At 66.2% G+C, this 12,533-nt stretch carries 15 protein-coding genes; 1 reads left to right on the plus strand and 14 read right to left on the minus strand.

Annotation, left to right across the window (positions count from 1 at the left end; all coding sequences use genetic code 11):
* Positions 1 to 22: 22 nt before the first annotated feature.
* The 13 genes from OTER_RS09305 to OTER_RS09350 form a co-directional block, all read right to left on the minus strand.
* Positions 23 to 2,416, minus strand: coding sequence for an ABC transporter permease (locus OTER_RS09305; RefSeq protein ID WP_012374649.1), 2,394 nt, complete (start codon positions 2,414 to 2,416; stop codon positions 23 to 25).
* Between the two features lie 87 nt (positions 2,417 to 2,503).
* Complete coding sequence (locus tag OTER_RS26850; protein ID WP_012374650.1) at positions 2,504 to 2,632, minus strand: hypothetical protein; 129 nt, start codon at positions 2,630 to 2,632, stop codon at positions 2,504 to 2,506.
* A 12-nt stretch (positions 2,633 to 2,644) separates the two neighbouring features.
* Positions 2,645 to 2,908, minus strand: coding sequence for a hypothetical protein (locus OTER_RS25790; protein WP_012374651.1), 264 nt, complete (start codon positions 2,906 to 2,908; stop codon positions 2,645 to 2,647).
* 40 nt (positions 2,909 to 2,948) lie between these two features.
* Positions 2,949 to 3,713, minus strand: coding sequence for a DUF4097 family beta strand repeat-containing protein (locus OTER_RS09310; RefSeq protein ID WP_012374652.1), 765 nt, complete (start codon positions 3,711 to 3,713; stop codon positions 2,949 to 2,951).
* Positions 3,714 to 3,951: 238 nt separating this feature from the next.
* Positions 3,952 to 4,449: a GNAT family N-acetyltransferase gene (locus tag OTER_RS09315; protein WP_012374653.1), complete on the minus strand. Its 498-nt coding sequence runs from the start codon at positions 4,447 to 4,449 to the stop codon at positions 3,952 to 3,954.
* The gene (locus OTER_RS09320; protein WP_052300351.1) at positions 4,446 to 4,967 is read right to left on the minus strand and encodes a DJ-1/PfpI family protein; all 522 of its coding nucleotides are present in this window, start codon (positions 4,965 to 4,967) and stop codon (positions 4,446 to 4,448) included. Before OTER_RS09320 ends, OTER_RS09315 begins: the two co-directional genes overlap by 4 nt.
* Positions 4,968 to 5,122: 155 nt before the next feature.
* Positions 5,123 to 5,620, minus strand: a complete 498-nt coding sequence (locus tag OTER_RS09325; RefSeq protein WP_012374655.1) for a GNAT family N-acetyltransferase — start codon at positions 5,618 to 5,620, stop codon at positions 5,123 to 5,125.
* Between the two features lie 50 nt (positions 5,621 to 5,670).
* Positions 5,671 to 5,856 carry a hypothetical protein gene (locus OTER_RS25130; protein WP_012374656.1) on the minus strand — a complete coding sequence of 62 codons (186 nt, stop codon included), beginning with the start codon at positions 5,854 to 5,856 and terminating at the stop codon, positions 5,671 to 5,673.
* Positions 5,857 to 5,929: 73 nt separating this feature from the next.
* Entirely contained in the window at positions 5,930 to 6,379 is a 450-nt protein-coding gene (locus OTER_RS09330; protein ID WP_012374657.1) for a DUF3788 domain-containing protein, read from the minus strand.
* 220 nt (positions 6,380 to 6,599) lie between these two features.
* The gene (locus OTER_RS09335) at positions 6,600 to 6,938 is read right to left on the minus strand and encodes a hypothetical protein (protein WP_148218067.1); all 339 of its coding nucleotides are present in this window, start codon (positions 6,936 to 6,938) and stop codon (positions 6,600 to 6,602) included.
* A 191-nt stretch (positions 6,939 to 7,129) separates the two neighbouring features.
* On the minus strand, positions 7,130 to 9,076 hold the full coding sequence (locus OTER_RS09340) for a glycoside hydrolase family 140 protein (protein ID WP_012374659.1): 1,947 nt from the start codon (positions 9,074 to 9,076) through the stop codon (positions 7,130 to 7,132).
* Between the two features lie 338 nt (positions 9,077 to 9,414).
* Positions 9,415 to 10,851 (minus strand): sensor histidine kinase, encoded by a 1,437-nt coding sequence (locus tag OTER_RS09345; RefSeq protein WP_012374660.1) that lies wholly within the window; start codon positions 10,849 to 10,851, stop codon positions 9,415 to 9,417.
* Positions 10,848 to 11,498: a response regulator transcription factor gene (locus tag OTER_RS09350; protein WP_012374661.1), complete on the minus strand. Its 651-nt coding sequence runs from the start codon at positions 11,496 to 11,498 to the stop codon at positions 10,848 to 10,850. The genes OTER_RS09345 and OTER_RS09350 overlap by 4 nt, the downstream gene beginning before the upstream one ends.
* A gap of 219 nt (positions 11,499 to 11,717) precedes the next feature.
* Between OTER_RS09350 and OTER_RS25135 the strand changes: the two genes are divergently transcribed.
* Complete coding sequence (locus OTER_RS25135) at positions 11,718 to 12,092, plus strand: DUF4405 domain-containing protein (protein WP_158305404.1); 375 nt, start codon at positions 11,718 to 11,720, stop codon at positions 12,090 to 12,092.
* Positions 12,093 to 12,155: 63 nt separating this feature from the next.
* On the opposite strand, the gene OTER_RS09360 is transcribed toward OTER_RS25135, so the two are convergent.
* Entirely contained in the window at positions 12,156 to 12,506 is a 351-nt protein-coding gene (locus tag OTER_RS09360; RefSeq protein WP_012374663.1) for a DUF5329 family protein, read from the minus strand.
* Positions 12,507 to 12,533 lie beyond the last annotated feature (27 nt).

The following is a 12,533-nucleotide window of genomic DNA, read 5'->3' on the forward strand; positions in this document are numbered from 1 at the left end:
TCCTGCGCCGGCTCCGCTGGCGCTAGTCCGTTCGCAACGCGATGATCGGGTCAACGCGCGCGGCGCGGCGGGCCGGCAGCCAGCAGGCGATCGCGCCGGCGACGGCCACCGCGAGCGTGGCCCACACCAGCGCCATCGGATCCACGGACTCCAGTCCATAGACCAGCGTCCGGATCGCGAACGTGAGCGCCACCGCGCCGCCGATGCCGAGCACGATGCCGATCGTCAGCCAAACCGAGCCCTGCCGGAACACGAGTTTCACCACGTCGCCGGTCGCGGCGCCCATCGCCATCCGCACGCCAATCTCGCGGGTGCGTTGCAGCACGTGATACGACAGCGTGCCGTAGAGACCGACGGCGAGCAGCCCGAGCGTGACGGCCATGAAGAAATCCACCAGCTGCACGACGGCGCGCTGGCCGGCCAACGATTCGTCGACAACGCCCTCCATCGTGCGAATCTGCGCCAGCGGCAGGTCGGGATCGAGCGCCTGCACCGCATCGCGCACGGCGGCAGTCAGCTGGCTGGCGGGTTGCGGCGAGCGCACGACAAGAAAGACACTGTTGCCCCACGCGCGATCCGGCGTCCACGAGATCTCGGGGCGCGGATCGGTCTCGGGTCCCCACTGCCGGAGGTTGTCAACGACACCGACGACCCGCGCCTGATAATCCGGCTTTTCGTTGGAGGGCCGGATGAGTTGACCAATCGGGTCCTTGCCGGGCCAGGACTTGTCGGCGAGTGCGCGGTTCACGACCACGCCGATCTCATCCTTGCCGGCGTCGCCGGGCTGCAGCGTCCGGCCGTGCAGGAGCGGCACGCCGATCGCGGCGAAATAGCCCGGCGTGACCGCGCGGATCTCGGCGAGCGCGCGTTGTGCGAGCGGATCGAAGACCTCGTCGTTGACCAGAATGTTCATGTTGCTGCCACCCTGCAGCGGCAGCTGAGTGACCAGGCCGGCGGCGGTGACGCCGGGCAGCGCCGTGAGCCGCTCGCTCAGCTGCTCCCAAAACTGCGTGCGGGCCTCTCGTTTGGAATAGCGTTCACTCCGAAGATGCAGTTGTGCCGTCAACACGCGGTCGGTGGAAAGCGCGCGGTTGGCCGAGAACAGTTTCACGTAACTCGCGGAGAACAACGCGGCGCCGTTGGCGAGCACGAACGCGATCGTGACCTGACCGATGATCAATCCGCGCAGCAGATTGTGACGCGTGCGCGAACCGGCGGCGCCGCGGCTGTCCGTGCGCAGCAGGTCGGCGACGGAAATGCGCAGTGCGGCGAGCGCAGGCGGCACGCCGGCGATCAGCGCGGTGAGCCCGGTGACCCCGACGGCGAAGGCGAGCACGCGCAGGTCGAGCCCCATGGCGGCGCGGCGGGCTTCGCTGACCGGCGCGATGAGTGCGAGGAGTTTCACGCCGTAGAAGGCGAAGACGAGGCCGACGAACGCGCCGCCGAGCGAGAGTAGCACGCTTTCGCTCAGCGCCAGCCGGATGATCTGGCGGCGGCTGGCGCCGAGGGCGATGCGGACCCCGAACTCGGCCTGCCGCTTGGCGCTGCGCGCGAGCAGCATGCTCGCGACATTCGCGCAGGCGACCAGCAGCACGAGCGAGACGGCGCCGAACAGCATCCAGACGCGCGAGCCGATGTAGCGCGTCATCTCGAAATGCAGCGAGCGCACGAGGAATTTTTTCTGCGCGTTCGTGTTCGGGTATTCCTGGGTGAGCTGGGCGCCGATGCTCTTGATTTCCGCGTCGGCGGTAGGGACGGTCACGCCGGGCTTGAGCCGGGCAATCCCGCACATCCAGTGACTGCCGCGGTGACCCTCGCCGCGCTTGAGTTTCAGCGGCAGCCACATGTGGCAGGTGTCGCCGCGCATCCACGGCGCGGCGAATTCGAAGTTCGCCGGCATGATGCCGACGACGGTGGTGAGCGTGCCGTTGATGCGGATCGTGCGGCCAACGAGCGCCGGATCGCCGGCGAAGGAACGTTGCCAAAGCCGGTGGCTGATCACCACGACCGGCGCCGCGCCGGAATCTTCATCAACGGGCTCGAGCCAGCGACCCAGCTGCGGCGGAATGCCGAAAGCGCGCAGCACGCCGGGAGTGGCGGAGACGCTCGTCACGACCTCGGGATTGTCGCCACCGAGATTCGCCGGTCGCGGCGTGTAGACGCCGAATTCGGCGAACGACGTCGAACGATCGGCGAGGTCGAAGTAGTCAGGTTGGGAGAGCGGCCAGCCGTCGCCGGACCAGACGTGGGCGAGTTGCGCGGAATTCGGATAGGAAAATGGTTCGACGACGAGCGCGCGGAGCGCGCTGAACATCGCGGTTGCGGAGCCGATGCCGATCGCGAGCGTGAGCACGGCGACGGTGGTAAACCCCGGCGACTTCAAGAGCTGGCGGAAGGCGAAGCGGAAATCAGACACGGGCCGGTTGAGAGTTGAGGGTTGAGAGTTGAGAGTTGAGAGCGGGAAGCGACGCGGCCTTCGGCGGACGTGGGAGGTGGCGGCGTACTAGCCCGGATATTTCACGAGATTCGTGAAATATCCGCCCGCCGGGTCGACTTTGTCGGGGCTAGCCGCGACAAGGTCGCTCCGCCGCAGGCGGACGGAAGTTTCGAGCATATGAATACTCTCGTTCATGAAATTTCCGGACTAGCGTTGGCGGAGTACGACGATCCTGCTCTTGTCGTCGCCGAGCACGCTGACGACTTCCCAGCCTTGCGCGGAGGCCTTGGCAATTTCCCAGCGCAAGGCGAGGGGGCTCATCTGGCCGGTGATGATCCGCACGTCGCCGAAACGCGCGCGATCCACTGTGGTGCACCCTTGGAGGAGAGTGCCGATCAGCAGAACTGCGGCCGCCGCAGTGGTCCGACAGAGTCGGACCGGCGGAGGGATTGGCTGCAGGTGAGCGCTCATGGAGCACGGCGCGGGGCAGGATCCGCGCCCGGCGGCGGGACTATCGTTTTTCGATCGAGATGCTGCCGTTGACGGACTCGGCTTTCACCGAGGCGCGGCCGTCGCCGACGGTGCCGTGAAGCGAGCGGCGGCCGCGACTGCTGAGCTGGATGGGGAAATCGCAATCGACGTGGCCGTTCACGACGCTGGCGCGGAGCTTGAATCCGGCGTCGGCGGGCAGCCGCACTTTGACGCCGCCGTTAACCGTTTCGAAATCGAGCTCCTGGCCCGCGGGGACTGCGGTGAAATCCGCGCGGATCGAGCCGTTGACGGTCTCCAGTTTTGCACTGCTGCCGAGGTTGGACGCATGAACGTTGCCGTTGACGGATTCGGCGTGCACGGGTCCCTGCACGTTCTCGATGTCGACCGAGGAGTTGACGGTGGAGACGGATTCAAGGGTGGCCGTGGCTGGGACGGTGATCGTGAAGCTGACGGCGGCGCGAATGGTATTTCCGCCGAACCAGCCGTCCTTTCGCTTGGGCAGCTTCACCTTCAGGTCGGCGCGCGATTCCGACACGTCGATCGTCAGGTCGATCATCTGCAGCTCCTCCTCGGTTTTGGCGCTCTTCTCGCCTTCGATCTGGATCTCCTGCTTGTCCCAGGTGCGGACCGTGATCTTGCCGTTGATGTTGTGGACCGTGAGCGTGCCGGTGGGACTGAACGGGCCGCTTTTCGTGAAGGGCTCCTTGAAGGAGTAGCTGTCGGCCCGGACGGAGGCGGCGACAAGCAGCGTGGAAGCGAGCAGGGCGAAGAGGCGGAGGTGCATAGAAAAGGTCAGCCGCCCGGCGCAGCACCCGGCGGCGAACGCAGATCTAACCCACCGGCCGCGGAAAAGTTACTGGAATTCTCGGCCAGGTTGGCGCGCCCCGGGCCCGGAGGATCGACAATCCCGGCCGCGTCAAGGCGTCGGGCTGATCGCGATCGGGGTGGTGACGTCGAAGCCATCCGCTTCCTCCGTCGTTTCGACCTGGCTGGCGCGTGGCCTGCGCGGCAACGCGTTAAGTTCACGCGCGGCCCATCATCGTCGAGATCGCGGTGCGAAGTCGGTAGCGGCGTCGGTAACGGGCGCCGAGCGCATACATTTCGTGCGACTGCGGAATACGCACGCTCTCGATGAACTGCGCGCCGATCCGCTCGCAGGTTCGCTGCGACGGAATGTTCTTGGGATCGACCGTCAGCCAGACCGCGGCGAGCCCATGCGCACGCGCCAGTGGGAGCAACAGCCAGCAGCTCCTCGCCGCATAGCGATGGCCGCGATAGCGGGGTTTCACTTCGTAACCGATGTGGCCCGCGCAACGCAGCCGCCGCGCTGAGCCGATCCGCAATCGGATCAGCCCGAGCGCGGTGGATTTGCCCGGGTGCCGCATCTCGAACCAGTATTCGGGCACGTGGCGTTTAGCGGGGTCGGCGGGTGCGGCGTGCACCAGTACCAGTTCCAGATCCCTCTCCCGCAAGCGGCCGGGGTTGAGGAATCTAAAGCGCGCGGGTTGGGGGCCGCTCATTGCGGGGTCGGTGCGGCCAGCAGCAGCTCGGCGATCGCTTGGGCGAAGGGCGTGGCGGCTTGCGGACCGTTGGCGGTGATGATCCGGCCGTCGCGCACGACGCTCTCGCCAACCTGATTGACGGCCTCAGCCGCGGGGACTTCGAAGGCCCACGCGGTGGCACGACGGTTTTTCAACACACCGGCCTGCGCAAGGATGTTAGGGGCGAGGCAGATCGCTCCGACCACTTTGTTGTGCGCCACTGCCTGGCGCGCGAGGCGCAGTGCTTCCGGCTCATGATAGAGTCTGCGGGCGCCCATGCCGCCGACGAAGACTACCGCATCGAAGTTGTCCGCCTGCGCGTCCTTCAGCAGCAGCGTGGCTTGGACGGTGGCGCCCAGCATGCCGGTGACGGGCTCGAGCGTGGTGGAAATCGTAACCGTGCGCGCGCCGTGCTGTTCGAACAGCGTCTTGGGCTCGATGTATTCTTCATCCCGGAACTCGCCGGGAGCGATGACGAGGGCGATGATCTTGTTCATGGGGAGTCTCTGCATTAGTCCCTGGCTCACGCCAGACACCCGACACTGCCGCGCGCACCGAGCAGGCGGCGGGTGAGCCACTGTGCGACCTCGTCGTCGGTGGCGGGTGATGACGGCTCAGGTTGGGCAACGCGCATGGGGGCGGTTCGCGGTCGTCAGATCGAAGCTTCCGGGCTCTCGCAGGAGACGCTGAATTCAAGCTCGTCCCGCAGGGGCAAGCCGCTGTGGCCGGTTGCGGGAATCTCCGGTTTCAGCTCGCGGGCCAGCGCGACGGCATCGAGGTGGACGTCGACCAGGCGGAACCCGCAGTCGGTGTAGAACGCGATCGCGGCGAGATTGTCATTCGTCGTGACCAGCCAGACTCGCCGGGATCCTCGCTCAAGCGCATGACTGCGGACGGCTGCGAGCAGGGATCGCCCGATACCGCGGCGTTGCTCAAGCGCATCCAATGTGACGATCTCCGTGTCACCAGATTCGTCCACATAAAGAAGCAGCCCCAGCCGGCGGCCGTCTGCGCAGGCGACGAAACCCGGCAACTCGCGCGTGTCGTGGATTCGTCCGCGCGTGACAACGAACGGACCCAGCCAGCGTTCGCGGATCAGCGTCGCGGCCCACCCGGCATCCGCCGGGACAAGCGCGCGGGTTTGGATCATTCCAGCATCGGATCGGATCATCGGCTTGGCCGGCGCGGAGCGCTGAAATGCTACTCTGCGCGCAGGGAATATTTTCGTTGCACGTCCGCGCGCTCCTCCGGCGGGAGGTCACGCAGGTAGGATTTCCAGCCGGGGCAAAAGCCGATGTGCCAGCGCCAGAGACGACCGAGCAGGGAACGCGGAGCGCGATCATAGCGGGCGCGCAGTTTGCAGGTGGTGCAAGGATGTGAGGACATGACGAGCCTTTGACGAATGATTGAGTCGGGGGTGAATGAACGGGAGCGGCAGCTTGGGGCAGCTTAGAGCTGCCTACGCGATTGGCATCAGGCGGCGCGGCTTTCGTTTCACGGCGAGCATCTGAAAAACGTCCTCGACCACGGCCGCGGAGCTGAGCGTCAGATACAGCCACTTGCCGTCGTGGAAGGCTCTGGCGTTGTCGTAGGCCTTGCGGCTCGCTGCGGTCAGTCGGCGCCGGGTCGTCACCATCTTCGCGCGTTCGTCCGCTCCGAAGACGATTTGGATGGAGACGCGGCCATCTTCCGGGATCAGCGTGCAGAACGATTTGCTTTTCTTGAACCGCAACGCCCACCCGTGTTTGGCGCCGCCATAGATCCAGTCTGGCGCAAACAGGGCAGGGTAGAGGGCGTCGATTCGGGTGAGCATCTGGTTCCAGCGCTCGAAGGCAGTCTGGCCCAGGAAGTACGCGAGATCGTCGGGCGTCGGCGGCGCTGCGCGATCAGTCAATCGGGTGGTGGGCATGGCGACGCACCGAACACGCCACGGCCCGTGGCCGTGCCGGTGCGGATGGCAATATTGCCATGCTCCCCGCGAGGAATCCAGTCCGCAGATCGGCTGCTCTGGCGCCGCACGGAAATCCGAACGCAGGCGACGATGACGCCTTGGAGTCGGGCGGTCGTTACCGCGCTCAGCGCGGGCTGGTGAGTGCGATGGGAAAACCGGCCCGCTCACGCGGTCTGGTTCAGTAGTCGTCCATCACGCCCCACACGATCCAAGTGAGCCCGACGTTGTAGATGATCAGGCCGGCGGCACCGAATACGGGCATGATGATCGTGCCGACGATGAGCACGAGATTCCCAAAAACCATGGCGAGAAGGTAGTCGCGCCTGCGCCGGGAGCGCCGCGGGGGAGGCGGCATGACGTCGTTGAGGCCGGCCTTGTTCGCTCGGTTCAGATTGTCGGCGAGGGTGAGTCGAATGTCGTTGGGATCGACCGAGGCTCCGCCCGGAGCGTTCACGCGATCGAACGCCTTCGGTTTCAGGCTATGCGGTTTTGGGAGCGGATCGGGATCCTCGGCCACGGGCGGCACGGTAGGAGGCTTCGTTCAGCCGCGCGAGTGTAAGGTGCGTACCTGGCCACTTTCGCGGGCGAGGCGACGTCGTCCGCGCGTGTGCCGCAAGCAACACCGGCGTCGCGCCGCGATGCAGGGGCACGATGCCCGTGCATCGTGGATCGGGCGCGGCGAGTCTCGCGTCCCGGCGGGCGCGGGGATCACGGGCGGGGCGCGCGTGCCACGAGAACAACCCAGTCGGCGGCGGCATCGGCCGGCGGTTCGCCGAGCGACACGCGACCGGAGCCTCTCACTTCGCTCACGTTGCCGGACTGCAGCGGGCCGCCCTCGCGCGGGTTGAACCAGCGCACCTGGAACGTTGCGCCGTCCGCGCCGCGGCCGAGATCGAGCTCGGCGCTGCCGCCGTTCGGCAGATAGACGACATAGATTTCTCCAGGCTGCGCGAAGCAGTAGCGCGAGTTGTCGTGCGACGGATTGCCGACGAGCTCGTCGGCGTTGTGCATGTTCCAAAACGGAATCGCGTTCTCCCGGAAGAACCGCAGCGCGAGGTCGCACCACTTCCAGGATTGGGCGCGGCTGCGCCAGTCCTGCGCGCCGAGGTCGTTTTGCGGGAGCGTATACCCGAAATAGTATTCCACGCCGGCGCCACCCGCGAGCAGCGAGCCCCAGAGCGTGTGTTTCCGGACATCGTCAGCGGTGTAAGGGCGGCTGTACTTTTCCGGGCGCGCCGTGCCATCGAAACCTTCCCAGCCGGTGTCCGGCGGCACGCCGGTGTAGTGCGGGTTCTGCTCGTCGTGGGCGACGACCCACTGTTTTCCGGCCGCGGCCGATTCCTCGATCCACTGCAGCACGCGGCGATGCGACTGCTCCCAGCCGGTCTGTAGCGACACGCCGGTCAGCGCCGAGCGGTCGCCGAGCAGCGGTCGGTAGACGCGCTCCTGCCAATCGGGAAACGTGTGGAGCACGATCGGGTGATGATACGGGTCCGTGTCGCGGATGAAGGCCGCCATCGCTTGCTGCTGCTCGGTGGAAAGCGTGTTCTCCTCGCCGAGATTCCAGTTGAGTGCGAGCTCGTGGGCGAAGCGAGCGATCAGCTCGCGCAGGTAGAGCTTGCGCTCCACGCCGGTCTTGCCGCGGTCGAGTGCGGTGGGCACGTCGCCGATCTGGCCATCGCCGCCGGGGCGGTTGTCGTCGTTTTCCGTTTCCTCGAGTTTGAAGTGCAGGTGCAGACCGAGCGCGGTGGCGTGATCGAAGATGATCTGCCACTGGTCGAGCTTCGAACAGTCGAAATGGAGCGGATCATCGCGTTCGACGAACGGCCACACGTCGTCGCCATCGCCGCCGGCGTTGTAGGTGAGGAAGGAGAACGCGTTGCAGCCGGTGCTTGCGAGATAGTTGAGCGCGCCGATCAAGCCCTTGCCCTTGCGGTGCTGCCACGTTGGATCGCCCTCGCGCCAATCGCGCACGTGGGGCTGCCAGGTCTTCAGCAGTGAAGGCGGCGCGGCTTCGTCGGGGCGCGCGGGCGTGCCGGGCTTGTTCGAGCGCGTGCCATCGAAGTCGGAGTAGCCGAGCAGGTTCTCCGGCGAATCGGCGCCGACCTTGAGGAAATACTCGCCCGAGCCGGCAAAGCGGAGGTAGCGGCCGCCCACGTAGTCGAGTCGGCCGTGCGCGCGGAAATCGCGGCCGGTCTTGTCGGTCGGGACGACGGTGAACTCACCGCTGATGCCGTCGCAGCCGTCCACCGGCGCGCCGGCTTCAAGAGTGCTGACCGCGACCTCGGGCCCGCGACGGAACGAGACCGCATAGCGCCACATGCCCGGCTTGTCGGGCGCGAGATGTGCGCGCCAGATCCGGCCGGCGAAGGCGGAGGTTTCAGCGGCGTTGCCATCGACGGCGAAATAACCAGGCACACGGTAGCTCGGTGCGCCCGATTCGTGCGTGAATGTGACGTCCATCCGGTAGTCGAGGAACGGGTTTGGCGAGGTGTCGGTCTCGCGGGCCTCGGGCCCGTCGATCGAGAGCGTGATTTTGTGCCATTGCTCGAGTTTGCCGGCCACCAAGGCCGCGGCACCCGCGGCGGCAGGAGTGAAGACTGCGTAGATGGCGGCACTGGCCAGAGCGCAAATCGAGCTGTGGCGGATTCGCATTCCGAGAGAGAGCCGATTCGCTGCACCCAAGGCAAGAGTGCGAGATTGGTCGCCCGGTCCCCGCCCGCCCTCCCCCTCGCAAGCCACGAAGCTGATCCGATCGGACCAGCTTCCTGGCTAGTGGAACCATTCCGGTGCCAGTTGGGTTCGCATGCAATCTATCGCCGAGGCCACGAACATGGTCCGATCGGACCACGTTCGTGGCCTCGGACGACGAGCGCGTGTTGCACGGAACAGAGGCATCAGAGGTGCGGGCTGGCTTGCCGGGAAAGGATGCCAGCCAGATTGCGGTCTGAGCTTGGCCGGCGCTGGCTGCGGCGAAAAGCCAGCACCACAGGTCACTCGCTCGCGAACGGACGGCAAATGGGCAGCCGGACGACAAATGTACTGCCGCGGCCGAGCTCGCTGGTCGCTTCGATCCGGCCGCCGTGCGCTTCGACGATCGCCTTGGAGATCGCGAGACCGAGGCCGGTGCGGCCTTCGGTCTGACGCCGGGATTTGTCCGCCCGATAGAAACGGTCGAAGATGTGCGGCAGGTCCGCCGGCGAGATGCCTTCTCCATTGTCTGCGACGACAAGCACGGCGGAAGAGGCCGTCGCGGTGAGTTCGATCCGCACGCGGGCTTCGCGCGAGCTGTGATGAATCGCGTTGCCGACGAGGTTCGTCACAACCTGCGCCAGCTGGCTCGCATCGCCGTGAACCGAAGCCGGGGCCAAGGCGGTTTCGAGGGTCACACCGTGCCGGGCCGCGAGCGGCTGCAACAATTCGACGGCGCCGGCGATCACCTCGCGCAGCTCAAGCGGCTGGTGTTGCGTTCGGTCGTCACGGGCGTCGAGCCGAGCGAGGAGCAGGAGCGATTCGACCAGTTGGCGCATCCGCTGGGCGGCGCGCTCGCACGTCGCGAGCGCCTCGCGATACTCCTCTGGCGTGCGCTCGCGTGACAGCGCCGACTGGCTGGTGAGCAACGTAACGGAAACGGGCGTGCGCAACTCGTGCGAGGCGTCGGCAGTGAACTGGACCTGGCGTAACAGCGTCGACTGCAGCCGATCGAAGGTATGGTTCAGCGTCTGCGCGAGCGGCCCGAACTCGCTCGCGAACCGCGAGGCATCGATTCGCTCCCGCAGGTTGCCGGCCGCGATTTTCCCGGCGGTCGCGCTGATCGTCACGATCGGCCGGATCGCGCGGGACGCGATCCACGAGCCGCCGGCGATACCGGCGAGCAGCACCCCGGCACCGCCGGCGATCAGCCACCAGGCGTGATGCCACGCATGGTGGAGATCGCCTCGAACGTCGCGACCGACCACGATCTGCGTTCGGTGTGGGCCGGGGGCGAGCAACTCGCGGTAATGCTGGCGGGTGCGCAGCACCTCGGTGTTGCTGCTCGGGAGCCGGGCGGTGAGGGGAAAGTCGGAGGGCAGATCGGCGGATTGGGCCACGGTTTTGTCACCAGCCCAGATCACATGATAGAACCGCGCGCCGGCCACGGCTGGAGCGACCGCCTCCTCGTCCGAGAGCGAGGGTTCAAAAAAATCTTCGTGGGCATGGTCGCTGCGGAAGCGGCCGCCGGGACGCGAGCCGCGCTCCTCGGGAGGCAACTGCGGGGTCTGTTCGATGACCGTGGCTGCATAAAGGCGGAGGGTCTGATCGATCCGTCGCATCATCAGCTGATGTTCGAGGAACAGCGCCATGGCGCAGAACGCCACCAGTACGATCAACAGCAACAACGAGTGCCAGACCTGGAGCTGCCAGCGAAACGAGCGCAGGATTCGTTTCATGCGATCAGGTAGCCGTGGCCACGACGGGTGACGATCACGTCGCGGCCGATTTTTCGGCGCACGTGAGCGACATGGACGTCGAGGAGGTTGGAGAGGGAGTCGTGCGCCTCGTCGAACAGATGCTCATAGAGCGTGGTGCGTGAGACGACCTGGCCGCGGTGCAAGGCGAGGAATTCGATCAGCGCGTATTCGGTCGCGGTGAGCGGGACCGTCGCGCCCTTGCACGTCACGGTGCGCGCGGTCTGGTCGATGACCAGATCGCCGAGCGCGAGGCGCGGGTGGACCTCGCCACAGCTGCGGCGAATGAGCGCCCGCAGCCGTGCGCACAGCTCGGGCAGGTCGAAAGGTTTCGTCAGATAATCGTCGGCGCCGATGTCGAGTCCGCGCACGCGATCCTGGGTGGCGTCGCGCGCGGTGAGCATCAGCACGGGGGTGCGCTTGGTGCGGCGCAGCCGCTGGAGCAGCGTCCACCCGTCGAGCTCCGGCAGCATGACGTCGAGCACGATCGCGTCGTAGTCCCAAGACTCGGCCTTGAACAGGCCTTCGGGGCCGGTATCGGCCCCGTCGACGGCGTAGCCTTCCTCGCCGAGTGCTTTGAGCAGGTTGGCGAGCAGGTCGGGATCATCTTCGACGACGAGCAATCTCATAGCGGGAGCCGTGCGGAAGCGCGGGCGACGCGATTTAGCGCGAACCCACCTTAAGATGTGATGAAGTCCGACGGAAGAAATCTGTGGGAAAAATCCGCGGCGGGACGGCGGGTTCACCGAATCTTCAGGCGAGAGGAGCTAGGATGCGTGCCGTTCCGGGAAGCGCGCCCAATGGCGGCGCGGGCGCAAGGCCCTGTCGCTTTCCGGGAAATCATAATCATGAATACTCTTGCTTCCGATTCCTCCGCTCCCGGCGGGGCTGTTCGCAAGGATCGCGCACGCGTCGGAACGATGGCCGTGGCCGTCGCGTCCTTCGCGCTCTGCGGCGTGACCGGCGTGGTGATGTTTCTCCACCGTCGCGGCCCGCTGGTGGATGAACTGCATACGTGGTCGGGCATCGCGCTGCTCGTTGGGATGGTCCTGCACCTGATTCGTCATCGCCGCTCGCTGGCCCAGTATCTCCGGCACTGGGTGGTGTGGGCGCCGCTGGCCGTGGCGCTGTTTCTCAGCGGCGTGGTGCTTGCTGTCACGAATACGCGGGGGCATGGGCCGCAGGTGGCCGGACCGACGGCGCAGCACAACGATGAGCACTGACCAAGCCGCTGGCGGGCGGGCGCCCTGAGTGCCCAGGGTTCGAAGACCGCGCGCTCCAGGGCTTCATCGCGATCTCTGGCGGAGCCTCTGCAATTGCTCCGTCAGCACTTCGTCGGTGTAGCGCAGTTGGCCGTCCTTGAAGCGGATCCGGTAACGCTCGCCGGTGATCGAGGACCTCGATCCGCACAAGGCGATGAACTGCTCGGCGCTGCTGATGCGGTTGCCCTGCTTTTCCCATTTCAGGCGCAGATGTGTCTCGGCTTCGAGCGGCGTGTGTTCATGGCCGTTGCGGATGAATACAGCGCCATCCGCCTTCCTGAGATAGCACAGCAAGCCCTCGATCTCGTCGCGCGGAGCGGCGGAGAGGACGGCGGTGCCGGCAAGCAGGAACAGGAGCAGCCGGACGGTCTTCATAATCGCGGAACAAAGTCCGGAGAGGAA

Source organism: Opitutus terrae PB90-1, from assembly GCF_000019965.1.
Taxonomy (GTDB): Bacteria; Verrucomicrobiota; Verrucomicrobiia; order Opitutales; family Opitutaceae; genus Opitutus; species Opitutus terrae.